Below are 26915 nucleotides of genomic sequence, written 5' to 3'. Positions count from 1 at the left end.
GGGTTGTTAGCGCGGTTGCGGCGGCCGGATGGCGTTCATCGGCGGCCGGTCGGCCAGCGACACGGTCGAGGTGCGCGGCACATACCCGTCCCCGTCGACGAAGAACTGGGTCAGCCCGACCCCGGAGTCGGGGACCCCGCAGCGCGACAGCAGCGTCGCGACGACCTGACGACTCATCGGGCCCAGCTCGGCCAGCGGCCGGTTGCGGTGCGCCCGCACGCCGAGGTTGACCTGGGCGATGGCGGCCAGGCCCAGCCGGTCGTAGGTGTCGACCAGCAGGCCGATCTCGACGCCGTAGCCGGGGGCGAACGGCACCGACGTCAGCAGCTCCCGGGTGGCCGCATATTCGCCGCCCAGCGGCTGCAGCACGCAGCCCAGCTCGGGCCGCAGGGCGGCCAGCAGGGGCCGCGCCACCAACTCGGTGACCCGCCCGCCGCCGGTGGCGCCTTCGCGGCCGCTCGCGTCATGGGCGTTCAGCGGACGGCGATAGAAGCTCTTGACGAGGTGAATGCCGTCCTCGGTGAGCAACGGCCCGAGCAGCCGCGGCACGAACATCGGGTGCGGCTCGATCAGATCCGAGTCGACGAACACCACGATGTCGCCGCTGGTGGCCGCCAGCGAACGCCAGAGCACCTCGCCCTTGCCGGGCCGCGGCGTGATCTCGGGCAGCGCCTGTTCGCGGGTGACGACTTTCGCCCCGGCCGCGATCGCCCGGATCTCGGTGTCGTCAGTGGATCCCGAGTCGAGCACGATCAGCTCGTCGACCAGCCCGCCGACCAGCGGTGCGATGCTCTCGATCACCGATTCGACGGTGTCTTCCTCGTTGAGGGCGGGCAGCACCACCGAAACGGTCTTGCCGGCCCCTTGTGTTTTTGCCGCTTCCAACTCCTCGACCGTCCACTGCGGCCGGGTCCAGCTGCGGTCGGCCAGCCAGATGTCGCCGGGCGCCGCGGCCAACGCGCCCCCGGCGGTGAGATCGACCAGCTCAGATGCCGTCATGCCAGTCCTCTCACCGTCCGCGCCGGCGGGCGTTGCCCGTGGATCGACGCCACCATCTCCAACACCCGTCGGGTGGGCCCGACTTGGTGAACCCGGAACATCCGGGCCCCCGCCGCAGCTGCCAGCGCGGTCGCGGCCAGGGTCCCCTCCAGCCGTTCGGTCAGCTCCACCCCAAGAGTCTCCCCGACAAAATCTTTGTTGCTCAACGCCATCAACACTGGCCATCCGGTGTTAACAAGATCTTCCAGGTGGCGCAACAGCGCCAGCCCGTGGAAGGTGTTCTTGCCGAAGTCGTGCGTCGGGTCGATCAAAACACGATCGCGAGCCACCCCGGCGGCGACAGCCCGCCACGCTGCCGCGCTGACTTCGCCGATCACGTCGTCGACCACCCCGCGGGTGCTGGTCCCGTAATTGACCCGGAACGGACGCGTCCGTGGTCGCGCGCCGCCGGTGTGCGAACACACCAGTCCGGCGCCGAATTCGGCCGCGACCTCAGGCATCGCGGGATCATAGCCGCCCCAGCTGTCGTTGATCAGGTCCGCGCCCGCCCGGCAGGCGAACCGGGCCACCTCCGAACGCCAGGTGTCGATGCTGATCAGTTGGCCGGGGTAGGCGCCGCGCAGCCACTCGATGAACGGCACCACCCGGGCGATCTCGGCCTGCGTGTCGATGCGCTCCCCCGGACCGGCCTTGACGCCGCCCACGTCGATCACGTCGGCCCCCTCGGCGATCAGGCGGTGCACGGCGGCCCGGGCGGCGTCGTCGCCGAAATTCGCGCCGCGGTCGTAGAACGAGTCCGGGGTGCGGTTGACGATCGCCATGATCAGCGCGCGTTGATCGCTCACGGGGCGACCACACAGGGTGGACTGCACATGTCCATGGTGCCCGTCGTCGCTGTCGGTGCACCGCTCAGGGCGCAGGTGTGTAACCTCGGCGTAGCGGCGTGTCGCCACCCTCAGTGCACACTCGACGCCGGCCAGGCCCTTACCCCTGCGGCCGCTTGCCCCCCGCGACGTCGTCGGCGTAGCCGTCGTAGAACGGCACGTAGCCCTCGTCGCGGCCGGCCAACACGTACAGCGGATCTTCGACGTCGTGGCCGTAGGCCTGCTCGCGCAGGTCGACCTTGCGGCTCTTGAACGTGGTGGTGTGTTCCATCGAGTCGACGATGCGCACGAACAGCGGCATCGCGTAGGCCGGCAATTCCTGGTAGACCGTCCCGCCCAGGGCCTTACCGTCGAATTCGCTGCCCTCGCGCAGCTTGACCGCAGCCATTCCGGCGCGACCGCCGGTACGCGGAATCTCCACACCGAAGACGGTGCATTCCTCGACGCCCCTATTGGACGCCAGCGCCCGCTCCACCTGGGTGGTGGCGACGTTTTCACCCTTCCAGCGGAACGTGTCGCCGAGCCGGTCGACGAACGCGGCATGCCCCATGCCCTGCGGGCTCATCACGTCGCCGGTGTTGAACCAGCAGTCGCCATCGCGAAAAGCGTTGCGCACCAACTTCTTCTCACTTGCGCTCGGATCGGTGTAGCCGTCGAACGGTTGCAGCCTGGTCACCGGGCTGAGTAGCAGACCGGGCTCGCCGGTCGGTACCCGCTGCACCCGGCCGTCGGCACCGCGCAGCGGCGCGCCGGTGTCGGTGTCGTACTGCACGTAGGCCGCCGGCATCGGCGTGCAGCCGGCCGACTTCGGCACGTTGAACATGTTGATGAACGCGGTGTTTCCCTCACTGGCGGCGTAGAATTCGCACACCCGGGCGATGTTGAACCGGGTGGTGAACTCGTCCCAGATCTCCGGGCGCAGCCCGTTGCCGGCGATCAGCCGTACCTTGTGCGCCCGGTCGGTCGGCTTCTCCGGCTGGTTCAGCAGATACCGGCAGATCTCGCCGATGTAGATGAATGCCGTTGCGTTGCTGGCGATCACCTCGTCCCAGAATCGCGATGCCGAGAACGACGTGCCCAGCGCCAGGGTGCCGCCCGAGTTGATCACCGAGCCGACCGCAACGGTCAGCGCGTTGTTGTGATAGAGCGGCAGGCAGCTGTACAGTATGTCGGAACCCTTGAGTCGCAAGCCAAGTCCGCCGAATGCGGCCAGCGCGGCCAGCCACCGCTTGTGCGTCATCACGCTGGCCTTGGGGTGACCGGTGGTGCCGGACGTGAAGATGTAGAACGCGGTGTCCTTGGCCAGCACGGCCGAGGCCGACGGCGGGTTGGTGGTCGGCGCGGTGGCCGCCAGCCGCTCAATCTCCTCGATCGTGGTCGGCGCGATGGCCTGTCCATCGCACTCTTCCACCGCTTCGACCAGATCAGCTTCGGCGACAAGCACTTTGGCGTTCAGCAGACCCAGGCTGTGGGCCAGCACCTCACCGCGCTGGTGGTAGTTGAGCATCCCGGCGATCGCACCGCACTTGACCACGGCGAGCATCATCAGCACCGCGTTGGGTGAATTTCGCAGCATGACCCCAACGACGTCGCCGCGGCCGACACCGCGCGCCGCCAGCACCGCCGCATACCGGTTGGCGGTGTCGTTGGTCTCGCGGTAGGTCAGCTGCTGATCGCCGAACCGGAGGAAGACCTTGTCGCCCAGCTTGGCGGCCCGGTCCTGGAAGACCTTGCCGATCGACGTTTTCGACGTCGGGCGCGCCAGCAGACCGGTGACCACACCGCGGACGATCACCGGGGTGTCGGCCAGTAAGCCGGGCAACTGGCTGGCGATGTCGAGCAGCCCGACCGACGTCTGGGCACCGGAGTTGTGTTCGGACATGGCGGTGAGCTTAGCCAGCCGACGATGCAGAACGCGGAGCGGTCTGCAGAGGAGGCGGATCAAACGGCCTCAGCGGGGTGTGCAGGCCGCCAGGGCCGCGTCGATCTCGTCGACGACCAGCAGCCGGTCCATCGCGGTCTGCGAGACGTATCCGCCGCCGGCCAGCCCGGACAACCAGGCGAGCAGACCGTCGTAGTGCCCGCCGGGGTCCAGCATCACCACCGGCTTGTCGTGCATGCCAAGATACCCGCCGGTCCAGACCTCGAAGAACTCCTCGAGCGTGCCGATGCCACCCGGCAACGTGATGAACGCGTCGGCGCGGTCCGCCATGATCTGTTTGCGCTCGCGCATGGTGTCGGTGACGATCAGCTCGTCGGCGTCGTGGTCGGCGACCTCGCGCCGCACCAGCATCGTCGGAATGACGCCGACGGTCCAGCCGCCGCGGGCGCGGGCGGCGGTGGCCAGCGCTCCCATTGCCGAGACATTGCCGCCGCCCCAGACCAGGGTCCAGCCGCGGTCGGCGATCGCCTCGCCGAGTTCGGCGGCCAGTGCCAGCAACTCCGGATGGGTGGGTCCCGAAGCGCAGTACACGCAGACCGCCCATGGCTGGGGCGCATCGCGTGTGGGGGGCACCCACGAAACGTAGACCACCGTTGCCGCGGAGCGCATTTGGGCCTAACCGCATGCGCTGCGGCGCCCGCACCATAAAATCCGGCGGTGCCGAGTGCTTGGGTTGTCGAGCCGCCAGAGGCCGTGCTGCGCGACGTCGCGGCCGCCTTGGACGATCCGCAGCATGCCGGCGTGGTGATCCGCGGGGTCGACGGTGTCGGCAAGACGGTGCTCGCCCGCGCCGCCGCCTCGCCTGCCGCCCACTGGGTGATCGGCACCGCCCCCGAGCAGGCCATCCCGTTCGGCGCCTTCCGCGCACTGCTGGCCGGCACCGACACCGATGACACCGCCCGGCCGGCCGAGCTGCTCCGGGCTGCCCAGGAAAAGCTGGTCGACGAGCAACTTTTCGTCGTCGACAACGCCCACTACCTCGACCGGTTGTCCGCCACGCTCGTCTACCAGCTGGCGCTGAGCGGGTCGGCACGGCTGATCGTCACGGTCCGATCCGACTCCGAGGTGCCCGACGCGGTCGAAGCGTTGTGGACCGACGGCTTGTTGAACCGGATCGAGGTCGCCCCGCAGGACGACGGCGCAGCGGCCACGTTGCCGGCCAAGATCGACCACTACCTGTCCGGCCTGCCGTCGCCGGTGCGTACGGCGCTGGACTATCTGGCACTGGCCGCGCCGCTGCGGCGTGACGACCTGACCGCGCTGGCCGGCGACGACGCCGTCGAGCAAGCCGAAAAGGCCGGCACGGTCACGGTCGGCGACCACGGACACGTCTACCCGGCTCATCCGCTCTACGCAGAGCGCGCCGTCAAGGCGTTGGCACCCGACACCGCGCGGGCGTTGCGCATGTCGCTGGTCGAGCGGCTCGCGGCCGGCCCGTCCGACCATGTCGGCGATCCGCTGCGGCTCGCGGCACTCGCCGTCGACACCGACGCTCCCGTCGACACCGTGACCGCGGCTCAGCGGGCGCTGCGCTTCGGCGAGCTCACGCTGGCCGAGCGACTGGCCCGTGCGGCACTGGACCGCGCGGAGGGACTGGCCGCGCGGCTGGCGCTCGGCTACGCACTCGCCTGGCAGGGCCGCGGGCTAGAAGCCGATGCCACGCTGAGCGCGGTGGATCCGGACCGGTTGTCGCCGCCCGAGCTGATGGCGTGGGCCCTGCCGCGGGCGGCCAACCAGTTCTGGATGCTCAGCGAACCGGCGCAGGCCACCGCGTTTCTGCGAACCATCCGCAACCGGGTCGACTCGCCGGGCGCGCAGGCCACCCTCGACGCGCTGACGGCGACGTTCGCGATGAACTCCGGCACGCCGCTACGCACCCTGCGCATTGCCGACGAGGTGCTGGCCTCGCCGCACGCCGACGCGGTGGCCGTGGGATGGGCCGCCTCGGCGGCAGCGCTGAGCGCGGCCCGCACCGGACAATTCGACGAGGTCGAGGCGCTGGCCCGCCGGGCGACCGCCGCCGACCATCCCGGCCTGCTGCGGTTCACCAGCGGCTTCGGCCGGATCACCGCGCTGATCATGGCGGGCCGATTGGCCGAGGCCCGCACGCTGGCCCAGCGCTACACCGACTTCGCCGAGTTACAGCAACCGGGCCGGGCGATCGCCGAGACGCTGGTGGGCTATGTGGCGATCGCGCAGGGCGACTTCGACGCCGCCGTGACACTGCTCGGCCGGGCCGCCGACCCGCTGGCCCGCACCGGCTATTCCTGGGGACCGCTGGCGCTGATGCTGCTGGCCCAGGCGCTCGGCCAACAAGGCGAACAGCTGCAAGCCGCGAAGGTTTTCAGCCGGGCCGAGGCGCTGCATGGTCTCAAGTCGTCGCTGTTCGCTCCGGAATTGGCGTTGGCCAAGGCGTGGTCGAAGGCAGCCCACGGCGACAGCACCGGCGCGATCGAAGCCGCGCGCGAGGCGATCCAGACCGCCGAGCGCGGCGGGCAGTCGGCGATCGCCCTGCGCGCATTGCAGGACGCGACGCGCCTGGGCGACGTGCGCGCCGTACAGCGGGCCGGCCGCCTGGCCGGCGAAGTGGACTGCGTGCTGGGGCGGTTGACGCTGGCGCATGCCCGGGCGCTGGCCGACGGCGACGCCGCGGCGCTGACCGGCGTCGCGGCCGACCTGGCCGACCGGGGCCTACATCCCGCGGCCGCCGATGCCGCAGCCCAAGCACAGCGCGCCTAGGCACTCGAATCGCTCGTCGGCGATGCCGAAATTGGTGCACGCGCGGTGTGCACCGCGGACCTAGCATCGAAGGCATGACAAAGCTGAGGGTCGATCCAGGCGTCGTACGCTCAACCGGCGGCCATCTTGGCCAGGTGGCCGACGAACTCGCAGCCGAAAGCCCCACCCGATCGCTGGACAGTGCGGCGCACGGTATGGCAGGGCTGCAAACCGGCGCCGCGTGTGCCCGCGCCGCAACCGCATTCGACGCGCAGTTCAAGCAACTCGGGTGGAACCTGAACTCGGTGGCACAGGGCCTTCGCAAGGCCGCAGACAGCTATGAGTCCACGGATGCGAGCACCGGGCAGAACGTCACACACGCCGGCGACGCGTTCGGCAGGTAGCGCTTGAATATGTTTGCCGCCGTGGGCTTCTGATCGCGGGCCGCTACCCACGCAGCTGATCGGTGATCTCGAAGGGTCCGGTGTGGCCGTGATGGTCGCTCATGTTCCGGCACTCGCCGAGTACCTGGACAGAGCCACGTTCGGGATAGTTCCCGGAGCCGACGATCGCCACGACGTTGCCCTTGTGGGCGAGTTCGCCGAATAGGTGCATGCCCGCCGGCGCGCCGGCAGCCCAGCCCGGCTGTTTGGCGACGGCCGCAGCTGCTTGTCTGCTCAACGTCTGCGCGTCGGCGCCCGGCGGAACCACGAACGCCACATTGACCTCACCTTGATACGGCGGATCGCCTTGATCGTTGCACGAACTCCACTCGAACGTCGCGTACGTGATGTCCAAGTTGGCGGCTTTGACAACCTCCCGGGCCGGACCGACGACCTGCGCGCGCGCCTGTTCGTCGGAGAGCGGTTGCACCGAGGGGCCGGCGTGTGCGTTGCGCTGGGAGGGAGACATGACCGAGCATCCTCCTGGAATCGTTGCGACAGAGACGATTACGGCGCTGAGTGCTACGCCCCTGCGAATCCGGTGCATATTAGAAGCCATGGTCATCGTGCACTGAGCTTCCGGGACGGTCCCATTCGGGGTCATGAATAACCGGAACGGTTGTGTCACCGATTGGCAACGTGACGTCTCCGATCCCCGGGATGTTCACCACGGGTGGTTTGAGCACCGTTTGGTCCGTTCTCGCGCCGGCGAGCATCCCGTCGCCGGCCAGCTCCGACGCATGGCCGGACACGATATTGCCCATGCTGAACAATGATTCGCTGCCCCTGTGGTAATAGTGCGAATGATCGGTCGGTTTGACGCTCTCCGCGTCTGGGACTTCCGCCCGAAAACGCACCGCGCCGAAACCTTCGTGGGCCGGGTCGGAACCCAGACCCGCTGATGATCCGATCAGATCGCCGAGCGAATGGTTGAAGACATTAGGCAGTCCCGGCCCCGCCTCACCCAGCCACCCGACCGGGTCCGTCGAGGCGTCACCGACGAAGACATGCCCGGGCGGAAGATGGAAATCGGCGGCCGATTTCGCGACGTCGGTTCCCGGGCAGCCCAGCAGGATCGCGTCGTTGGCGTGCATGCCGCTGTTCGCGAACGCGTCCGCGACCGTCGTCGATCCGTAGGAATGGCCGATCACCGTCACATGCTGGGGAACGCCGGCCGCGTGCGTGACGCCGAGACTGTTGACATCCCAGGCCAGCAGGTCACCCCCGGCGCGCGCCAGTCCCGGGTTGGCAATGTTGGGGTCGGTGAAGCTTTCCGGAGTGTCGTAGCCCATCCAGGCGATCACGGCGGTTGGGTGGCTCGGGTCGGCCCGTTGCGATTGGTCGTAGAGGTTTCTCGCATCGTTGTGCCCGTCGGACAGCCAGCCATCTTTCACGCTGCTGCCGGTGCCGGGCACGATCACGGCGGTGTTCGGTGATGTGTCCGGGTTGCCGATCGCGATGGCCGCTTTGCCGCGGCCGTTGAACGCCGTCGGGTCGTAGGCCCACAACATCGTCGGCCTGAGGTTGCGCTGCAGTCTTTCTTCCGGACTGATGTCGCGGTATCGACGATGGTCTTGACTGGTGTCGACACCCAGGTCATGTAGCAAACCATCTTGGGTCTTCTGTGCGTTCTGGTAGCGAGTGATGTCGTCCGCCGAAAGACCGTAACGGCCAGGGTCTTTGACCACGTCAGCGGCTGACACGCCGTGCTGGCGCACGGTGTTCTCGACGCGGTCGAGGTCGTCGTCCATCACCTTCACGTTGACCTGGTCACGCACATCGGCCGGAATGCCGCCGAGATTGCCCAGCAGCGACGGATGTTGGGCAATCAGCTGTTTGCGCTGTTCATCGCTGCGTGAATTCCACCAGCTCTGCACATCTTCGGGTGCGGTGTCCGGGGAAGGAATCTCGATCTCCTGGCCGTTGACCTCGACCGGTGTGTTCGGTATCGACGGTCCGGCCGCCTCGGCGATCGCCGCGGCGGTTTGGCGGTCGACGTCGTCGAACAGCTGCAACAGCTTCTTGAGCACCGCCGAAGCCTTGTTGGCGATGCCCTCGAGCAGGTCGCCGATCAGCCACTGATGCGGCGTCACGGTCCCGTCGTCGGCCACCGAAAAACCCAATCGGCTCAGCGCGGAGACGTATTCGAGGATCGTGCTCCGGAGACCACGCAGCTGGTCACCGGCGTTCCGCAATGCGGACTGCAGCTGCTGCAATCGGATCTCGACGCGCTCTTGGACACCGATCTGCCGTAGGACCTGCCCTATTGCTGCCGTAGCCGCCGAGCCGGTCCAATGGTCTTGCAGGGACGACAGCATTTCGCGCTCGTCGGCGATGATCGTCTGCAGCTCGTCATGCTTGTGTGCGGCATCGTCGGCAGCGTCGAGCAGCGTGTTCGGCTGAGACGCCCGCACCGCCGATATCGAAACCGCCATCCGCCCTTGCTCCCATCGACCAGCTCTGATGCTGCCACACGGTCGACATGACCCGGTGCACCAAGACGGGCGTGGGCGGCCTAACTACTCAGGTAAGCGCGCAGCATGGTCACGGTGTCGGTGATCTGCTGGATGGGCACCGACTCGTCGCGGGTGTGCGCGAGGTTGGGGTCGCCCGGCCCGTAGTTGACCGCGGCGACACCGCGGGCGGCGAACCGCGACACGTCGGTCCAGCCGTATTTCGCCCGCACCTGCCCACCGGCAGCGTTGACCAGGTCCTTGGCGGCCGGATTGGACAGGCCGGGCAGCGCGCCGGCGGCGGAGTCGGTCTGCTCGATGTGCACGTCGAGGCCGTCGAACACCTCGTGGACGTGGCGCAGCGCGGCGTCCGCCGACCGATCCGGCGCGAAGCGGAAGTTCACCGTCACCGACGCCGCGTCGGGTATCACGTTGCCGGCGACCCCGCCGTCGACGCGTACCGCCGACAGCCCCTCGCGGTAGACGCATCCGTCGATGTCGACGCTGCGCGGTTGATAGCCGGTGAGGCGCTCGAGCACCGCAGCCAGTTTGTGAATCGCGTTGTCGCCCAGCCACGATCGCGCTGAGTGCGCACGAGTGCCGCTGGCGTTCAGGACAACTCGCAGGGTGCCCTGACACCCCGCTTCGATGTAACCGCCGGTCGGCTCGCCCAGGATCGCCACGTCCGCGCTCAACCAGTCCGGCAACTCGCGTTCGATACGGCCCAAACCGTTGGCCGAGGATTCGATTTCCTCGCAGTCGTAGAACACCAGCGTCAGGTCGTGCGCCGGCGCGGTGACAGTAGCGGCCAGGTGCAGGAAGACCGCGTCGCCGGACTTCATGTCGGTGGTGCCGCAACCGTGCAGGGACTCGGCGTCGCGGCGGCTCGGCAGATTGCCCGCCACCGGCACGGTGTCGAGATGGCCGGCCAACAGCACCCGGGTCGAACGGCCCAGCGAGGTGCGGGCCAGCACCGCGTTACCGTTGCGGATGATCTCGAAGCCGCTCGTCTGCGCCCGCAGCGCGGCCTCGACCTCGTCGGCGATGCGTTCTTCGTGCCGCGACTCGCTGGGAATGTCGACCAGAGCCGCCGTCAACTCGATCGGGTCACCGCGTAGGTCCAGCACAGCCCCAGCGTAGTGGGTGGGTAGCGTGGGGCCCGTGACTGCAGCTTCGGGTATTGGGCTGGCGACCATCGCCGCCAACGGATCGGTTCTCGACACCTGGTTTCCCGCACCGGAACTCATCTCCTCGGGCGAGTCCGGCACGACGCGGTTGTCGGTGGTCGAGGTGCCCGACGAGCTTGGCGCGTTGGCCGGCCGCGACGAGGAGCGTGACGTCGAAACCGTGGTGGTCCGCACCGTGATCGGCTCACTCGATGAGAAGGCCGCCGACGCCTACGACGGTTACCTTCGGCTGCACCTGCTCTCGCACCGCCTGGTCGCGCCACACGGGCTCAACGCCGACGGGCTGTTCGGGGTGCTGACCAACGTGGTGTGGACCAGCCACGGGCCTTGCGCCGTCGAGGGTTTCGAGACGGTACGGGCGCGGCTGCGCCGCCGCGGGCCGGTCGCCGTCTACGGCATCGACAAGTTCCCGCGGATGCTCGATTACGTGGTGCCGAGCGGTGTCCGCGTCGCCGACGCCGACCGGGTGCGCCTCGGCGCGCATCTGGCGTCTGGCACCACGGTGATGCATGAAGGCTTCGTCAACTTCAACGCCGGCACCCTGGGCGCCTCGATGGTGGAAGGCCGCATCTCGGCGGGCGTGGTGGTCGGCGACGGCTCCGACATCGGCGGCGGCGCCTCGATCATGGGCACGCTGTCCGGCGGTGGCACCGAAGTCATTTCGCTGGGCAAGCACTGCCTGCTGGGCGCGAACTCCGGGCTGGGCATCCCGCTGGGCGACGACTGCGTCGTCGAGGCCGGCCTGTATGTCACCGCCGGAACGAAAGTCGCCCTGCCTGATGGCAATTCGGTCAAAGCACGGGAACTCGCCGGTAGCAACAACCTGCTGTTCCGCCGCAACTCGGTGACCGGCGCGGTCGAGGTGGTGTCCCGCGACGGCCGCGGGATCACGCTGAACGAGGATCTGCACGCCAACTGATCACACGAACGCCTGTCGGGGCATCGCGCTCGGCTTGACGCCGCAGCGCGGAACGACGGCTGCGTGGTGACCGTCGGTCGCAGGCCCGGCGAACGCTGGCCCGGCGAACATCCGTGCGGAGCTTTCAGTGGCTTGACACCTGTGCGGCTTCTGCGCCCAGCGCACGGTGCAGGGCGGTCCCTTTGGTCTCGGGAAGCTGGTAGGTACAGGCGAAACTCGCCGTGGGCAGCAGGGCCAACAAGGGTGCCACGGCCCAGCTGCCATAGCTTGCCTGCAGAGTCCCGGCGACCAGTGGCGGCGCGGCGCCGCCGACCACACCGGCAAGGTTTACCGCCAGCGCGGTACCGCTGTAACGGTGGCGGGTGGCGAACAATTCGGGAATGAGCGCGCCCGTCGGGCCGGAACCGATCCCGGCCACCGCGGACATCCCGACGATCGCAATTCCGTAGAACGCCGGCGTGCCGCTGTCCATCAACGGAATGACCGCCGCCGACCACAGCACGCACCCGGCCCAGCCGAGCAGCATCATCCGGCGACGACCGACTCGGTCGGACAGAGTCGCGGAAAATGCGACACACACAATGCTCGCCAACCCGGCCAGCGCGCCGACCGCCCAGATGAAGCTGCGACTGTATCCGAGGTGAGAGTGGGCGTACCCGATGAAGTAGGTGTTGCCCAGGTAGGCGAAGCCGAATCCGCCGAGAATGCTTCCCGCGGCCAGCAGAATCCTCGGACGCTGCACGCGCAGCAATTCGGTCAGCGGTGCGGCGGCCGCCGAGGTGCGCGCCCGTTCTGCCGTGAACACCGGTGTCTCATCGATACGCGATCGCACGTACAAAGCGACGGCGATCAGGGCGGCGCTGATCAGAAACGGTATGCGCCAACCCCACTGCATAAAAGCGGGACTGTTCTCCCCGATGGTGACGTTGACGCCGAGAAACGTCAGGCTGGAAAGCGCCGCGGCAGTTCCGCCGCCGAGCAGGGTGTACATGCCGTACCGGCCGCGCTCGCCGGCTGGCGCGTGTTCGGCGCTCAGCAATGCCGAACCGGCCCATTCGCCGCCGACAGCGAACCCTTGCACGAGCCGTAGCGCAATCAGGATCAACGGGGCTGCCGTTCCGATGGCCGCCGTGCCGGGAACGACGCCCACGGACACGGTGGCAACGGCCATCAGCAGCATCGTGATGATCAACGTCCTCTTGCGGCCCAACCGATCTCCGAAGTGGCCGAAAGCAACGGCTCCGATCGGCCGGGACACGAACGCGCTGGCGAAGGTACCCATCGACGCGATCGTGCCCAGCGTGGAACCGAGGTCAGGAAAAAAGACGGTGGGAAAAACCAGTGCAGCCGCGGTCCCGTAGATCAGGAAGTCGTAGAACTCGATTGCCGAGCCAACCAGACACGCGGCCGCGACTCGTCGCATCGGCGCTGCACTGCTTCGGTGCACGGGTACGACGGTAGGAGAAACCAACGCTGCTGTCACACTCGCCGCGCCGTCAGCCCAGAAGCTGCTTCTTGAGCACCTTACCCATCGCGTTGCGCGGCAACTCGTCCACGACCCTGACCTCACGCGGTCGCTTGTGCACCGAAAGCTGTTGGGCCACGTAGTCGATCAGCTCCTGGGGTTGGGCGTCACCGACGATGAACGCGACGATGCGCTGGCCCAGGTCCTCGTCGGGCAAGCCGACCACCGCCGCCTCGGCCACGCCCGGATGACCGAGCAGGACGGTCTCGATCTCGCCGGCGCCGACCCGGTATCCACCGGACTTGATCAGGTCGACCGACTCGCGTCCGACGATGCGGTGCATCCCGTCACCGTCGATGACCGCGGCGTCGCCGGTGCGGTACCAACCGTCGTCGTCGAAGGCCTCCGCGGTGGCGTCCGGCCGGTTCAGGTAGCCGTTGAACAGCGTCGGGCCCCGAACCTGCAGCCGCCCAATGGTTTCCCCGTCGTGCGGTACCGGGGTTCCGTCGTCGCCGACCAGGCGGGACTCGATGCCGGCCAGCGGCAGGCCGACCCAGCCGGGGCGACGTTCACCGTCGACCCGGGTGGACAACGTGATCAGCGACTCGGTGGCGCCGTAGCGTTCGACGGGTGCATGCCCGGTGAGCCGGACCAACTGGTCGAACACCGGCACCGGCAGCCCCGCGCTGCCGGACACCAGCAGCCGCGCCGAGCGCAGCGCCTCGGCGGCCGCCGAGTCGGCGACCACCCGCGACCACACCGTCGGCACCCCGAAATACAGTGTCCCGTTCGCCGCCGCATAGGCCTCCGGTGTCGGTTTCCCGGTGTGCACGAAGCGGTTTCCGACCCGAAGCGATCCGAGCAGCCCCAGCACCAGACCGTGCACGTGAAACAGCGGCAGACCGTGCACCAGCGTGTCGTCGGCGGTCCACTGCCAGGCCTCGGCGAGCGCATCCAGGTCCGCGGCAAGCGCCTGAGCGCTCAACTGCACGCCCTTGGGCGGACCCGTGGTGCCCGAGGTGTAGATGATCAGCGCGGTATCGCGCGGCGACGGCTCGGGCTGCTGGTGCCAGGACCGCGCACCCGTGCGAACCGGGATGTGCGGCAATCCTTCCGGTTGGTCCGGCACCGGGCCCAACCAGGCCTGCGCGCCCGAATCGCTCAGGATGTGACGGCGTTCGGCCTGCCCGACGTCGGCGGGCACCGGGACCACCGGAACGCCGGCGATCAGGCAGCCGGCAATGGCCAGCGCGGTCGGCACGGTGGGGGTGGCCAGCACCGCGATCCGGCCCGCGCCGCGGATTCGTTCGGCGACCGAGTTGGCGGCCCCGACCACGTCACTGCGGCGCAGCGTGAGGTCACCGAACCGGACGGCATCCTCGAGATCGCGGCCACCTGCGACAACGGACGGGTCGAGCGAGGTCAGCAGCACCTCAGCAGGCTAGCCCATCGGCCGTTCACCGATCACCAGGTCACGGCGCAGGACGTCCAGGTCAGCACCGGACGGTCCAAGGCCACCGAGGATCTCGTCGTTGTGCTGGCCGAGGGTGGGCGCTGTGAAGCGGTGCTGACGCGCCGGCCCCGGCGTGATGCGCAGCGGCCACCCCGTGGCGCGCATGCGTTCGCACATCAGCATCGGATACGGCAGCATCGACGGCAGCGCGTCGAGCACCTTGGCGCCACTCCTCAGTATCGCTTCGCTCTGCATCGTCGCCGGCGCGCGTCACGCCGGCAGTCCCATGGCCTTCGGCTCCATGTACTGACGAATTCCGATGATGCCGCCGCTTTCTCGGCCGATCCCGCTCTGCTTGAATCCGCCGAACGGCGCGCCGCCCGGGCCGAACCCGTTGACCGCGATCTGGCCGGTGCGCACCCGGCGGGCCACGGCCACCGCACGGTCGACATCGGTACCCCACACCGCGCCGGACAGCCCGTATTGCGAGTTGTTCGCGATCTGCACCGCCTCGTCGTCGCTGCGGTAGCGCAGCACCGACAGCACCGGCCCGAACACCTCTTCCTGGGCGATCGTCGAGTCCGGCGTGACGTCGGTGAGGATCGTCGGCTCGAAGTAGAAGCCGCGATCCAACCCGGGTGGCCGGCCGCCCCCGGTGGCCAGCTTGGCGCCGTCGTCGAGCCCCCGCTTCACATGTGCCTGAACGCGTTTGCATTGCGCGTCGCTGATCAACGGACCCATCTGGACGTCCGGATCGGTAGGGTCACCGACCTTCACCGACTGCGCCAGCGCGACCAGCCTGTCGACCACCTCGTCGTGGATGGCGTCGGGTAGCAGTAGCCTGCTGTGCAGGATGCAGGCCTGACCGGCGTGAAATGAGCACGACTCGAACAGCATTCGCTGCAATCGCTCGTCGTCGATGATGGCATCGTCGAGCACGATGCTGGCGGACTTGCCGCCCAATTCCAGCAGCAGCCGCTTCATGGTCGCGCCGGCCGCGGTCATCACCTCGCGACCGACCACCGAACTCCCGGTGAAGCTGACCATGTCGATGCGGGGGTCGACGGTCAGCAGCTTGCTGGCTTCGATGTCGGCCGGCGTCACCACGTTCACCACACCCGGCGGAATGTCAGTGTGCTCGTGGATGATTCGGGCCAGCGCAAGACCGGCCAGCGGTGCCAGCGGCGAGGGCTTCAGCACGACGGTGTTGCCCGCGGCCAGCGCGGCGCAGACTTTCATCACGTTGAGGGTGTGCGGGAAGTTCCACGGCGTCAGAATCGACACCACGCCCAGCGCCTCGTAGCGCAGCAGCGTCTTGCCCGCCGCGCCGTAGGCGTCGATCGGCTCTTCGACCGGATGGGTGGCCAGTTCGGCCGCGTTGAGCGCCGCGAACGCCGGCCCCTCGACATGGATCACCCGCTCGTTGGACGTGCACCCCCATTCCTGCTGCGCGAGTTCGTAGAACGCGTCGGCATGCGCCAGCAACGCCTCGCCCAGCTGGTTGAGATACGCCGCGCGCCGCTCGGGTCCGGAATCGGCCCACGGACCGGAATCGAACGCCGCCCTGGCCGCGGCGATCGCCCCGGCGACCTGGGCATGACTGGGGTCGGGCGCCGAGGCGATCACCGCCTCGGTGGCCGGATTGATGTCGTCGTAGCGACCCCCGGCCCCAGCAGTTCTGTCCGGCTCGACCCACTGGCCGTCGATGTAGACCGCGTAGGTGTCGATCAGTGAGCGTGGGTCAGCCATCTTCATTCCTTAGCAGATCCGGGGCCGGTGGACGGTCCGGCGGCTCACCGTTTGGTCTACACCCGTCCGCCCGTTGTCGTCAATGGTCGCGCTGTGCACACCGGTATTTCAGTTCCACAGCAGGCATATTGACATCCCCGGTGGCCCCAGAGTAGACAAATTGAACCGGACAGATCATCAGCATCTGTCCGATCAGCGTCGAGGAGGCCTGGGTGCACGTCACGTCCAGCTCGACGGTCCCGCTTTGCCTTCCTGTTGCTGGTGGCCGGCAACGAGACGACGCGCAACCTGATCGAGCTGAGCGGAGCTGCTGCGCCGCTTCCCCCGACTCGAGCTGGTCGGCGAGGTCGACCGGATGCGGGCCACCATGGTTCCCGGGGTCAAGCGGATGCCGGTCAGGCTGGGCTTCTGAGCAGATGCGCCTCGACTACACCCCCGAACAAGAGCAACTGCGCGACGAGGTCCGCGCCACCATGCAGACGGTGATGACGCCGGCGCGCCAGGCCGCCGTCCGCGAATGCGTACAGGCCCTGGCCGCGGCCGGCCTACTCGGCGTCGAATGGCCGAAAGAATCTGATCAACGGCCAGAAGATGTGCATCAGCGGTGCCGGCTCCGCCGACTACATCTGGCTGGCCGCCCGCACCGACCCGTGGCCCGTCAGCTGCTGGAAGTGCTGGACCACAACGGGTTACGCTGCGGTACCGATGCCCCCGCTACGCGGCACGCTGGAATCAGCCTACCGGGTCGCAGTGATCAGCACCTTCGGTGGCGGTGCGCATCGAATCCAACGAGACGTCATCGCGATGGCCGGACTGGGCATGCCGCGCGCGCCACGTGACCTTCGCGCAACCGAGAAATCAGGAGGAACAACTGCGTGACCGACATCGACCTGCACGCCCAACTGAAGGCTCTCGTCGGCAAGCCCACCGGCGGCTCCGGAAAGCCTTCACTGGCGCCGGATCCGGTCAACCAGCCGATGATCCGGCATTGGGCGCATGCGCTGGACGACATGAACCCGGTGTACCTCGACCCGGAGTTCGCGGCGAAGTCTCGATTCGGCGGCATCGTGTCACCGCCGGTGATGTTGCAAACCTGGACGATGCCCGCTCCGAAGCTCGAAGGGATCGGCGAGCGCGGCGGCTCTCCCGTCGAAATCAGCAGCAACCCCACCGCTTTTCTCGACGAGGCCGGCTACACCGGCATCGTGGCGACCAACTCGGAATTCGAGATCAACCGCTACCCCAAGCTGGGTGACGAGATCAGCGCGACGTCGGTGTACGAGGAGGTCTCCGACGAGAAAGCGACGGCACTGGGCACCGGGTTCTTCCTCACCTGGGTGCTCACCTACACCGATCAGTACGGTGAAGTGCTCGGGCAGCAACGGTTTCGGGTCCTGCGATTCAAGCCGGCGAACTGATGGCGACCCGACCGGCACCGGCGATCAGCCCGGAAGCCGAGTTCTTCTGGAACGGCTCGCGCGAACACAAGCTGCTGATCCAGCACTGCAGCGGTTGCCAGACCGTCCGCAACCCACCGCAGCCGATGTGCCCCCGATGCCGATCGCTGGACTGGGAGCCGATCGAGTCCTCGGGTGGTGGCACCCTCTACAGCTATGTGATGCCGCACCAGCCGCAATTCCCGTTCTTCGACTATCCCTACATCGTCGCGCTGATCGAACTCGACGAGGGCGTCCGGATCGTGTCGAACCTAACCGGCATCGACCCGGCCGATGTGCAGGGCGGCATGTCGGTGGAGGTGTATTTCCAAAAGTTCGATGGAGACGTTGTGCTGCACCAATTTCGGCCGGCGGAGTGATATGGACTTCACCTTCACCGCAGAGCAGGAGGCTCTCAGCAAGCTAGCGGGTGCACTCCGATATGACGCCGCCCTGTGGAAGGAGCTGGCCGGCGTCGACCTGCTCGGCACCGCGCTACCGGAGTCGTCGGGCGGCTCCTGCGTTTGCGGCGACGGCTTCGTCGAGCTCGCTATTGTGCTGGCCGAAGTCGGGTCGACGGTCGCTCCGGTGCCGGCCTACGCGACGCTGCTGCCGACCGACGCGCCGGGCGTCGAAGTCCGGCCGGTGGCCAACACCAACCGCGAGCCGCACGCCGACGTATTCCTCGACGGCGCAACCCTCACCGACAAGCTTGACGGCGACCGACTGGTCGAATCGCGAAGTTCTGGGCCGCCGAGGCCGGCGCCCGGATCGCTGCCATCACGCAGCACGTGCACGGCGGCATCGGCAGCACATACCCTCAAAGGACGGCTATGACGATCTCCCGTACCTCCACGCGCAAGTGGGTTGACATCAACGTCGGCGACGAGGTGACGCAGATGCTGATCCCGGTGACCACCACGATGATCGTCGCCGGCGCCATCGCATCGCGTGACTTCATGCCGGTACACCACGACGCGGCCTACGCCAACAAGCAGGGCTCGCCCAACCTGTTCATGAACATCTTGACCTCGAACGGATACTGCGTGCGCTTCCTCACCGACTGGGCCGGCCCCGAGGCGATGGTCGCCAAGTTGGCGGTTCGCCTTGGCGTGCCATGCTTTCCGGACGATCCACTGCGTTTCACCGGCAACGTCACCGGCAAGAACGAAGGAGTCGACGGCGAAAATTTCGTCGAGGTCACCTTCCAGGCGACCAACAGCCTCGGCAATCACGTCTTTGGCACCGCGGTCGTGAGCCTGCTCGACGGGACGGGGGCATGAGCACGTCGCTGTTGGCCGGTAACACCGCCATCACGGGCATCGGCCAGACCGAGTTCTCCAAGGAATCCCGCTGCAGCGAGCTGCAATTGGCGTGTGAGGCGGTCAGCGCCGCGCTCGACGACGCCGGTCTCTCGCCCAGCGACGTCGACGGCATGGTCACGTTCACGATGGATTCCAGCGACGAGATCGAGGTGGCCCGCAATGTCGGCATCGGCGATCTGACCTTCTTCTCCCGCGTGCCGCACGACGGCGGGGGTCGCCGACGTCGTGGTCAACTACCGCGCCTTCAACGAGCGTTCCGGGATGCGGTTCGGCGGCAGCGGTCGCACCAGCACCGAGCGAGCCAGCGATCTGCGCCGGCCGTCATCTCCGCGGCCGCGCAAGGCGCGGCGTTCAACGGCGAGATGATGACCAGCTACTACCGCGAGGACATCACCGGTCTGCCCGAGCTGGGCGTGGTCGCCGACACGCTGTGGCGCGATTCCGGACTCAAGCCGAGCGCCATCCAAACCGCGTTCATCTACCACCATTTCACGCCATTCGTGTTCACCCAGTTCGAGGAACTCGGATTCTGCGGACGCGGCGAGGCAAAAGACTTCGCCACCGTCGAGCGGCTGTCGCTGGGTGGCGAGCTACCGATCAACACCAACGGCGGGCTGCTCGGCGAGGCCTACATCCACGGCATGAACGGCATCACCGAAGGGGTGCGACAGATTCGCGGTACGTCGCACAACCAGGTGGACAACGTCGAGCACGTGCTCGTCACGTCGGGCACCGGGGTGCCGACCAGTGGGCTGATCCTGACGTCGACCGGATAGCCCATGACGCAAGCCACCGCAGCCGACACCCGCGAACTCATCATCGAGTCCGCGTTCAATTGCTTTCGCAAACAGGGACTGCAGAAGGTGACGATCGTCGACATCGCCAGGGTGGCAAACGTTTCCCGCAGCACGATCTACGAGTACTTCCGCGACAAGGCCGCGATCGTCGAAGCCTGCGCCGAGCACACCTCCGTACAGTTCTATCGGCAGATGTCTTCCGCCATGGACAGGGGTGGTTCGCTGGAGGAGAAGCTTTCCCGCGCAGCGATTTTCGTGACGCAGGCGCGACGGGCCATCGCCTCCGAGAAATACTTCGACGAAGAGGCGGTCAGCCTGCTGCTGACCAAGGATGCCACCGTGCTGCTGCGCGAATGCGTCGATTTTCTCGCGCCGCACCTGGCAGCGGCCAAGCTCACCGGTGAGGTGCGCAAGGATCTCGACATCCAGGCCAGCGGCGAATGGTTCGCCCGAATCCTGTTCTCGCTGTTCAGCACACCATCGTCGACACTGGATATGAACGACCCGGAGGTGGTCGCCGATTTCGTGCGCGCACACGTCGTCCAGGGCTTCGCCAACGACCGGTCGCGCCCCCGCCGCGGCTAGGGCCGCACGCCTCAGGCTCGTCGGGGGCGGAACGTGACTGGCCGAGGTGTCGACACCTGGGTGGTTTCGCACCGGGTGCAGAGCTGCTCGTTGCACGTCCAACACTGTCCGCAGGACATCTGGAACGGGATCACCACCCGGTCACCGTTACCGCAGGTCGCCCAGCGAATTGCCGACCTCGCGAACGATGCCCATCGGCGCGAACATCGCGTTTGCCGTGCCACGTGACAGCTTTGTCCTTCATGTCGTACCGTCTGCCGATTGCCGGTACAGCCCAGTGGGTCTCAGGACGCTCGGCTAAAGGACCAATGGCCCTGGCGACGGGGCTGGTCCTCCACGACCCTGAAGGCAGCCGAAACTGGAGGTCGACAACGCCTGCCACCATCGTGGAAGCCGAAGTCATCGAAAATGCTGTGACGGCAGCGTGCCGCGCCCCGTCGTTGCACAACAGCCAGCCGTGGCGCTGGGTGCTCAACCGCGGCCAGCTTCGGTTGCTACTCGATCGGAGTCGAGTGCTGAGTACCGATCGCTGGGCGCGGGAGGCATTCAAGGTCGGGCGGCGCGACCCGGTCACGGCGCTGCTGGCTTCGAAGGTCGCCGTCGTGACAGCGGCCAGGCGGACCTCATCAGAGCCGATGGAACCAGCAGCCAGAGACTATCGACCCTCAGTGACCCCGCTCCGCGAGTGCCCGCATGAAGAACCTCAGGTTGGCCGGTCGCTCGGCCAGCCGCCGCATGAAGTAGCCGTACCACTGGGTGCCGAACGGCACGTAGACCCGAACCCGGTTGCCGGCGCCCGCAAGCCTGCGTTGCTCCGGGTCGCGAACGCCGTATAACATCTGATATTCGAAATCGTTTGCACTCCTGCCGGTTTCGCGGGCCAGTGCGGGCACAGCGTCGATGATCACCGGGTCATGCGAGGCTATCATCGGATACCCCGGCCCGGCCATCAAGACGCGCAGACAGCGTACATACGAGGCGGTCACCGCCGCGGCATCCCGGTGGGCCACCGACGCCGGTTCGTCATAGGCACCCTTGCACAGTCGAACCCGGGCCGCGGACGCGGCAAACTGTTCGCAGTCACCGAGCGTTCGCCGCAAGTGGGCCTGTAGCACTACTCCCAGCCTCGGATAGTCGGTGCGCAACTCGGCGGCGATCCACAGGGTGGAGTCGGTGGTGGTGTGGTCCTCGGCGTCAAGCGTCACCCAGGCGCCGACCTGTTCGGCCCTTTCGCAGATGCGATGGGCGTATGCGAGCGCGATCCTCTCGCCGTCACAGCTCAGCGCCTGCCCCAACGCGGACAGCTTCAGCGACACCTCGAGCGGTCGCACGCCGTCGTGGATGGCGTCCGGCCGCCGGCCCAGTGCGTCGAGCAGATGGAGATAGGCAGTCAGCGTAGCGTTGGCGCCGTCCGCGTCGGTGACCTGCTCACCCAGGTAGTCGATGCTGACCAGTCGGCCCGAATCGCGCAGGATCGCAGTGCTGTCGAGCACCGTGTCCAGGGTCGCACCTGGCACAAACCGCTGCACCACGCTTCGGGTGACGGGTAGCCGTTCGGCGGTGTGCTGCAGCCCGCGTGATCGACCGGCAGCCAGGATTGCCGGTCGCAGCGTCTTGGTGAACACGTCCCGTCCAAACGGGACCACCCGCTGCGCCCGACTCCGCCGCGCTTGCGATCGCCCCGCCATCATTCCACCGCCATGTGCGGGTACCGGTGATCGGTCGCCGGGACGAACGTCTCCTTGATCGAGCGGGCGGACGTCCAGCGCAACAGATTTTGCGCCGAGCCGGCCTTGTCGTTGGTACCCGAACCGCGGGAGCCGCCGAACGGCTGGCGGCCCACCACCGCCCCGGTCGGCTTGTCGTTGACGTAGAAGTTGCCCGCCGCGAACCGAAGCCGGTTCGCAGCGGTGAGCACCGCGTCGCGGTCGTCGGCGATCACCGCTCCGGTCAACGCATACCGCGAACCAGTGTCGATGACGTGGAGCATCCGGTCGAACTCGTTGTCGGGGTATACGTAGACCGACAGCAGCGGGCCGAAGTACTCGGTGCAGAAGGATTCGTCGGTGGGATCGTCGGACAACAGCACCGTCGGGCGCACGAAATAGCCTTCGCTGGAGTCGTATTCGCCCCCGACCGCAATCGTGACCCCGGACGCGCATTTCGCCCGCTCGACAGCAGCGACGTTCTTGGCGAACGCCCGTCGGTCGATCAGCGCGCCGCCGAAGTTGGTCAGGTCGACGATGTCGCCAAACGGCAATTCAGCTGTCGCCGCGAGGAAGTCGTCACCCATCTGCTGCCAGACCGAGCGTGCGATGAACGCCCGCGACGCGGCCGAGCACTTCTGCCCCTGGTAGTCGAACGCTCCGCGAATCAGCGCCGTGCGCAGGACGTCCGGTTGCGCCGAGCGGTGCGCGAGCACAAAGTCTTTGCCGCCGGTTTCCCCCACCAGTCGCGGATAGCTTTGGTAGCGAGCGATATTCGTGCCTACCTGCTGCCACAGCGACTGGAAGGTCGTCGTCGATCCGGTGAAGTGGATGCCGGCCAGCCGCGGATCCGATAGTGCCACTTCGGATACCGCGTAGCCGTCGCCGGTGACCATGTTGACCACACCGGGTGGCAGTCCGGCTGCCTCCAGCAGTTGCATGGTCAGGTACGCCGACAGCGTCTGGGTCACCGACGGCTTCCATACCACGGTATTTCCCATCAGCGCCGGCGCGGTGGGCAGGTTGGCCGCAATCGACGTGAAGTTGAAGGGTGTTATCGCGTAGACGAATCCATCCAACGGGCGATAGTCGGTGCGGTTCCATTCACCGCGGGTACTCAGCGGCTGCTGCGCGAGGATCTGGCGAGCGAAGTCGACGTTGAATCGCCAGAAATCCGCCGTCTCGCACGATGCGTCGATCTCGGCCTGATAGGCGGTCTTGGACTGCCCCAGCATGGTCGCCGCGGCGATCTTCTCCCGCCACGGGCCGGCCAGCAGGTCGGCGGCGCGTAGGAAGATCGACGCACGATCGTCGAACGGGGTTGCCGCCCATTCGGTTCGGGCCATTGACGCCGCCTGGACGGCGGCCGCGGCGTCGCGGTGTTGGGCGTTGGTCAGCGTGCCCAGTGTGGCCGAGTGCCGGTGTGGCTGCACGACGTCGATCCGCTCGCCATCACCCATCCGGTGGCTGCCGCCGATGACATGTGGCAGGTCGATGGGATGGCCGGCGATTTCGGCGAGTGCGGTCTGCAACCGGGCCCGCTCGGGCGAATGCGGCGCGTAGTCATAGATGGGTTCGTTGGCGGGCTGCGGAACATCGGTAATCGCGTCCATGTCCGAAGGATCTCAGCGCGGACGCCTTATCGTCTTAGCCGATCCGACAAGCTTAGACCAATCAGTTGGTAGAATCGGACAACATGGGCGTGGGGCTCGGCGAGCTGCTGTTGGCCCTGGACACGACGGTGGCCAGGCTGGTCGATGCGCCCCGGGGCCTCGACCTAAGCGTCGCCTCGGTGGCGCTGATCGATGCGGACGACGTACGCCTCGGAATGGGCCGGGGCGCGGACTCCGCCGACATCTTCTTTCTGCTCGGCGTCCCCGACACTGAGGCACAGCACTGGGTGGAAACATCTGCCACCGGCCCAGCCCCGGTGGCCGTCTTCGCCAAGGAGCCGTCCGCTGCGCTGGTGGCCAGGGCCGTCGCGACCGGGACAGCGGTGGTGGCCGTCGATCCGCGGGCCCGTTGGGAGCGGCTGTATCGGCGGGTCGATCACGTCCTGGAGCATCACGGCGATGCCGAGAATGATTCCGGCACAGACTTGTTCGGGTTGGCGCAATCGCTGGCCGAACGGATCCACGGTATGGTGAGCATCGAAGACGAGCAATCCCACGTGCTGGCCTATTCGGCATCCAACGACGAAGCCGACGAATTGCGACGGTTGTCGATCCTGGGTCGTGCCGGCCCGCCCGAACATCTCAGGTGGATCGCCCAATGGGGCATCTTCGACATGCTGCGGGCCGGCGATGAGGTGGTCCGCGTCGCCGAGCGGCCGGAGCTCGGGCTGCGACCGCGGCTTGCGATCGGCATTCACCAACCGGCCCGTCGGGCACCGAGTTTCGCCGGCGCCATCTGGATACAGCAGGGATTCCGGCCGCTGGCCGACGACGCCGAGGAGATGCTGCGCGGCGCCGCGGTGCTGGCGGCGCGCATCATCTCCCGGCTGGCCGCCAAGCCGTCGACGCACGCCTTGCGGGCACAGCAACTGCTCGGTCTCACCGACGGCGGGCCCGTCGATGTGGCCGCGATCGTGCGCGAGCTGGGTGTGGCCGCCGACGGCGAGGCCGCGTTGGTCGCCTTTGACAGCTCAGACAGCCATAACCCAAGCCGACACGACCGACTTGCCAAGGTTCTAGCTATGAGCGCCAGCGCTTTTCGTGCCGATGCCCAGGTAGGATCGCGCGGGTCACGGGTGTACGTGCTGTTCCCTCAGAGCACTAAGCGGTCGCCGCTGCAGTCCTGGATTCGCGGCACTATCGGCGGGCTGCACACCGAGCTGGGGCTGCAGCTGCGGGCGGTAGTCGCCGCACCGCTGGCTGGATTGGCCGGCCTGCCCACCGTGCGGACGGAAGTCGATCGCGTGTTGGATAGTGTTGAACGCCATCCGGATTCGTTCCCGACCGTGACGTCGCTGGCCGAAGCCCGGACCACCGTGCTCCTCGACGAGATCGTCACGATCATCGGCGCCGACGAGCGACTGGTGGACCCGCGGGTCCGCGAGCTACAGGCCCGCGACTCAGCACTGGTTCAGACCCTACGGGTCTACCTCGATGAGTTCGGCGACGTCTCGGCGGCGGCGCGAGAGCTGCACGTACACCCCAACACCGTGCGCTACCGTGTTCGCCGGATAGAGACGATGCTCACGACGTCGCTGGCCGACCCCGACGTCCGGCTCCTCCTTTCGCTGGGCCTCCGGGCCGTCGAGCGGACCTGTTGAGCCGGCACGAAATCGCGCAATAATTGCGCCCGCCGTGACCGTAGTTGAAAGAGCGGCGCGCTGGGATCGCCACCGATGAAATGGCCGCGCAAGCGATCGCCCTGCTCGACAAGCAAAGCCCGCGCCCGCTAGACCGAAACCTTGGTTTTCGAGTAGATCTCGGCGAGGAACTGCTCGACGGCCACCGCGGCATGGGTGGCCCGCGCCGACCCGAAGATGTCAAAGGCGTGCTGCGCCAACGGTAGCTCGGCGTAGACCACCGGCTGCCGGCTGACCTCGCCGAGGCGCGTGCTGAACGCCCGGCCCTGCTCTACCGGTATCAGTGAATCGTTGGTTCCGTGCAAGACGAAAAATGGCGGTGCGTCCGGGGTTACGTACGTGATCGGCGACGCGGCGCGGAAGGCTTCGTGGAGCTCGGCTCGCCTCAACTTGAACACATACTTGGCCAACGTTGGCGCCAGCAGCGGATGGATCGCATCGTCGCGGGTGAAATCGTAGAGGCCGTAGAACGGAACCGCGGCCCGCACGCTGGTGTCGACATCCTCGAACCCGGGCTGAAATTGCGGATCATTCGGCGTCAGCGCGGCCAGCGAGCTCAAGTGACCGCCGGCTGAGCCGCCGGTGATCGCCACCCATTCCGGGTCACCGCCGAACTCGGCGATGTGTTCCTTGGTCCACGCCAGCGCGCGCTTGACGTCGACGATCTGGTCCGGCCACGTCGAACGCGGGCTGAGCCGATAGTTGATCGCGATGCACACCCAGCCCAACTCGGCTAGGTGACTCATTAACGGATACGCCTGCTGCCGTTTGCTTCCCACCATCCAGGCACCGCCAGGCACCTGAAGCAGCACCGGCGCCTTACCGCCACGGTCGAGGTCGGGTCGGCGCCAGATGTCGAGATGATTCCGCGTGCCGTGTTCCCCGTAGGCGATATCGGTGTCGTGCGCATAGTCGCCGTAGATGCGCGCCATTCGGACCACGCCCGGCGACTTCGCCGTGCCCGGGCCCGCCGGGCGCTTCCACAAGCCTGCGGAGTCGGTGCGGCGGTCGGGACCCAGCCCAGTATCGAGCGCCGCAGTCAGCGGCTGCCCGGACTGGTGGCCGATGCGATTGAGACCTAGCAGACCCAACCAGGACAGCGCCGACACCAGCCAGCTGAATCTGCACAGCTGCGGCGAGATTTTGCGGGTCACCTCGGCCAGCATCGCGAAGTGAGCGGCCATCACGTGCAGCGGCAATTCCGATGCGAACACCCCGAAGCTGAAGGCATACATCGACAGATATCCACGCTTGCTCAGCGGTCGATAGCCATTGGCCGTAACCGCGACGCCGGCCAGCGAAGCCAGCACAGCTACCAGTTTCTTCACGGCCACCACTTAACCACAGCAGTTTAGCCACTTAAACCACTTGCGCCACTTGGGTTTCGCGGTCGGAAAACTTGTCACACGCCGTCGTTATTATTCGAACATGTGTTCTAGTAGTCGTGAGGAGGTCGTCGAGGTGCTCGACGCGCTCGAGGCCGATTACAAACGCGCCGTGGACCTGACGTTCGATGTGCTCACCACACCTGAGCGGTTGGC

At 67.2% G+C, this 26915-nt stretch carries 23 protein-coding genes and 5 pseudogenes; 13 read left to right on the top strand and 15 right to left on the bottom strand.

The features are described from left to right. Positions 1 to 6: 6 nt before the first annotated feature. The 4 genes from ABDV69_RS03595 to ABDV69_RS03580 all read right to left on the bottom strand — a co-directional run bounded on the left by ABDV69_RS03595 (position 7) and on the right by ABDV69_RS03580 (position 4398). Entirely contained in the window at positions 7 to 999 is a 993-nt protein-coding gene (locus tag ABDV69_RS03595; protein ID WP_343571962.1) for a glucosyl-3-phosphoglycerate synthase, read from the bottom strand. After that, the gene (gene folP, locus ABDV69_RS03590; protein WP_343572016.1) at positions 996 to 1820 is read right to left on the bottom strand and encodes a dihydropteroate synthase; all 825 of its coding nucleotides are present in this window, start codon (positions 1818 to 1820) and stop codon (positions 996 to 998) included. The genes ABDV69_RS03595 and folP overlap by 4 nt, the downstream gene beginning before the upstream one ends. Positions 1821 to 1983: 163 nt before the next feature. After that, positions 1984 to 3765, bottom strand: a complete 1782-nt coding sequence (gene fadD6, locus ABDV69_RS03585) for a long-chain-acyl-CoA synthetase FadD6 (protein ID WP_343571961.1) — start codon at positions 3763 to 3765, stop codon at positions 1984 to 1986. A 69-nt stretch (positions 3766 to 3834) separates the two neighbouring features. Beyond that, positions 3835 to 4398, bottom strand: a complete 564-nt coding sequence (locus ABDV69_RS03580) for a TIGR00730 family Rossman fold protein (protein ID WP_343571960.1) — start codon at positions 4396 to 4398, stop codon at positions 3835 to 3837. Between the two features lie 84 nt (positions 4399 to 4482). Between ABDV69_RS03580 and ABDV69_RS03575 the strand changes: the two genes are divergently transcribed. Continuing rightward, positions 4483 to 6564, top strand: a complete 2082-nt coding sequence (locus ABDV69_RS03575) for an AAA family ATPase (RefSeq protein ID WP_343571959.1) — start codon at positions 4483 to 4485, stop codon at positions 6562 to 6564. Between the two features lie 74 nt (positions 6565 to 6638). Further along, complete coding sequence (locus tag ABDV69_RS03570; RefSeq protein WP_343571958.1) at positions 6639 to 6947, top strand: type VII secretion target; 309 nt, start codon at positions 6639 to 6641, stop codon at positions 6945 to 6947. A 43-nt stretch (positions 6948 to 6990) separates the two neighbouring features. Here ABDV69_RS03570 and ABDV69_RS03565 read toward each other — a convergent pair whose 3' ends face one another. The 3 genes from ABDV69_RS03565 to dapE form a co-directional block, all read right to left on the bottom strand. Further along, positions 6991 to 7455: a hypothetical protein gene (locus ABDV69_RS03565; protein ID WP_343571957.1), complete on the bottom strand. Its 465-nt coding sequence runs from the start codon at positions 7453 to 7455 to the stop codon at positions 6991 to 6993. A 79-nt stretch (positions 7456 to 7534) separates the two neighbouring features. Then, complete coding sequence (locus ABDV69_RS03560) at positions 7535 to 9421, bottom strand: alpha/beta hydrolase (RefSeq protein ID WP_343571956.1); 1887 nt, start codon at positions 9419 to 9421, stop codon at positions 7535 to 7537. Between the two features lie 80 nt (positions 9422 to 9501). After that, the gene (gene dapE / locus ABDV69_RS03555; protein ID WP_343571955.1) at positions 9502 to 10566 is read right to left on the bottom strand and encodes a succinyl-diaminopimelate desuccinylase; all 1065 of its coding nucleotides are present in this window, start codon (positions 10564 to 10566) and stop codon (positions 9502 to 9504) included. 25 nt (positions 10567 to 10591) lie between these two features. Between dapE and dapD the strand changes: the two genes are divergently transcribed. Beyond that, the gene (gene dapD / locus ABDV69_RS03550) at positions 10592 to 11545 is read left to right on the top strand and encodes a 2,3,4,5-tetrahydropyridine-2,6-dicarboxylate N-succinyltransferase (RefSeq protein ID WP_343571954.1); all 954 of its coding nucleotides are present in this window, start codon (positions 10592 to 10594) and stop codon (positions 11543 to 11545) included. 124 nt (positions 11546 to 11669) lie between these two features. Here the strand turns inward: dapD and ABDV69_RS03545 are convergent, their stop codons facing one another. From ABDV69_RS03545 to ABDV69_RS03530, 4 genes are all read right to left on the bottom strand, one after another. Next, positions 11670 to 12968 carry an MFS transporter gene (locus ABDV69_RS03545; RefSeq protein WP_343572015.1) on the bottom strand — a complete coding sequence of 433 codons (1299 nt, stop codon included), beginning with the start codon at positions 12966 to 12968 and terminating at the stop codon, positions 11670 to 11672. A gap of 73 nt (positions 12969 to 13041) precedes the next feature. After that, complete coding sequence (locus ABDV69_RS03540; RefSeq protein WP_343571953.1) at positions 13042 to 14442, bottom strand: acyl-CoA synthetase; 1401 nt, start codon at positions 14440 to 14442, stop codon at positions 13042 to 13044. Positions 14443 to 14451: 9 nt separating this feature from the next. Then, on the bottom strand, positions 14452 to 14718 hold the full coding sequence (locus ABDV69_RS03535; protein ID WP_343572019.1) for a hypothetical protein: 267 nt from the start codon (positions 14716 to 14718) through the stop codon (positions 14452 to 14454). A 15-nt stretch (positions 14719 to 14733) separates the two neighbouring features. After that, positions 14734 to 16212 carry an aldehyde dehydrogenase family protein gene (locus tag ABDV69_RS03530; protein ID WP_343571952.1) on the bottom strand — a complete coding sequence of 493 codons (1479 nt, stop codon included), beginning with the start codon at positions 16210 to 16212 and terminating at the stop codon, positions 14734 to 14736. A gap of 416 nt (positions 16213 to 16628) precedes the next feature. Between ABDV69_RS03530 and ABDV69_RS03525 the strand changes: the two are divergent. From ABDV69_RS03525 to ABDV69_RS03490, 8 genes and pseudogenes are all read left to right on the top strand, one after another. Then, positions 16629 to 16727, top strand: a pseudogene (locus ABDV69_RS03525) (hypothetical protein); the annotation flags it as partial. 135 nt (positions 16728 to 16862) lie between these two features. Further along, a pseudogene (locus ABDV69_RS03520) lies at positions 16863 to 17091 on the top strand (acyl-CoA dehydrogenase); the annotation flags it as partial. Beyond that, complete coding sequence (locus ABDV69_RS03515) at positions 17088 to 17630, top strand: MaoC family dehydratase N-terminal domain-containing protein (protein ID WP_343571951.1); 543 nt, start codon at positions 17088 to 17090, stop codon at positions 17628 to 17630. The pseudogene ABDV69_RS03520 and the gene ABDV69_RS03515, both read left to right, overlap by 4 nt. Continuing rightward, the gene (locus ABDV69_RS03510) at positions 17630 to 18028 is read left to right on the top strand and encodes a Zn-ribbon domain-containing OB-fold protein (RefSeq protein WP_343571950.1); all 399 of its coding nucleotides are present in this window, start codon (positions 17630 to 17632) and stop codon (positions 18026 to 18028) included. The genes ABDV69_RS03515 and ABDV69_RS03510 overlap by 1 nt, the downstream gene beginning before the upstream one ends. Before the next feature lies 1 nt (position 18029). Further along, positions 18030 to 18485 (top strand): acyl-CoA dehydrogenase family protein, encoded by a 456-nt coding sequence (locus ABDV69_RS03505; protein ID WP_343571949.1) that lies wholly within the window; start codon positions 18030 to 18032, stop codon positions 18483 to 18485. Then, positions 18482 to 18931, top strand: a complete 450-nt coding sequence (locus ABDV69_RS03500; RefSeq protein ID WP_343571948.1) for a MaoC family dehydratase — start codon at positions 18482 to 18484, stop codon at positions 18929 to 18931. Before ABDV69_RS03505 ends, ABDV69_RS03500 begins: the two co-directional genes overlap by 4 nt. Then, positions 18928 to 19749: pseudogene (locus tag ABDV69_RS03495) on the top strand (hypothetical protein). The gene ABDV69_RS03500 and the pseudogene ABDV69_RS03495 overlap by 4 nt, the downstream one beginning before the upstream one ends. Before the next feature lie 3 nt (positions 19750 to 19752). Next, entirely contained in the window at positions 19753 to 20355 is a 603-nt protein-coding gene (locus ABDV69_RS03490; RefSeq protein WP_343571947.1) for a TetR/AcrR family transcriptional regulator, read from the top strand. Between the two features lie 53 nt (positions 20356 to 20408). On the opposite strand, the pseudogene ABDV69_RS03485 reads toward ABDV69_RS03490, so the two are convergent. Beyond that, positions 20409 to 20553, bottom strand: a pseudogene (locus tag ABDV69_RS03485) (alcohol dehydrogenase catalytic domain-containing protein); the annotation flags it as partial. A 128-nt stretch (positions 20554 to 20681) separates the two neighbouring features. Here ABDV69_RS03485 and ABDV69_RS03480 point away from each other — a divergent pair. Continuing rightward, a pseudogene (locus ABDV69_RS03480) lies at positions 20682 to 20900 on the top strand (hypothetical protein); the annotation flags it as partial. Positions 20901 to 21020: 120 nt separating this feature from the next. On the opposite strand, the gene ABDV69_RS03475 reads toward ABDV69_RS03480, so the two are convergent. Next, a complete protein-coding gene (locus ABDV69_RS03475; RefSeq protein WP_343572014.1) occupies positions 21021 to 21980 on the bottom strand; it encodes a proline dehydrogenase family protein in 960 nt (319 codons plus the stop codon). Between the two features lie 62 nt (positions 21981 to 22042). Further along, positions 22043 to 23674, bottom strand: a complete 1632-nt coding sequence (pruA, locus tag ABDV69_RS03470) for an L-glutamate gamma-semialdehyde dehydrogenase (RefSeq protein ID WP_343571946.1) — start codon at positions 23672 to 23674, stop codon at positions 22043 to 22045. Between the two features lie 83 nt (positions 23675 to 23757). On the opposite strand from pruA, the gene ABDV69_RS03465 reads away from it, so the two are divergent. Beyond that, a complete protein-coding gene (locus ABDV69_RS03465; protein WP_343571945.1) occupies positions 23758 to 25335 on the top strand; it encodes a helix-turn-helix domain-containing protein in 1578 nt (525 codons plus the stop codon). A 128-nt stretch (positions 25336 to 25463) separates the two neighbouring features. Here the strand turns inward: ABDV69_RS03465 and ABDV69_RS03460 are convergent, their stop codons facing one another. Further along, entirely contained in the window at positions 25464 to 26702 is a 1239-nt protein-coding gene (locus ABDV69_RS03460) for an alpha/beta hydrolase (protein WP_343571944.1), read from the bottom strand. Positions 26703 to 26915: the final 213 nt, after the last annotated feature.

The organism is Mycobacterium sp. (assembly GCF_039583785.1).
Taxonomy (GTDB): domain Bacteria; phylum Actinomycetota; class Actinomycetes; order Mycobacteriales; family Mycobacteriaceae; genus Mycobacterium.
The sequence above is the reverse complement of the archived record's forward strand: the minus strand, read 5'-3'. Positions and strand labels throughout refer to the sequence as shown.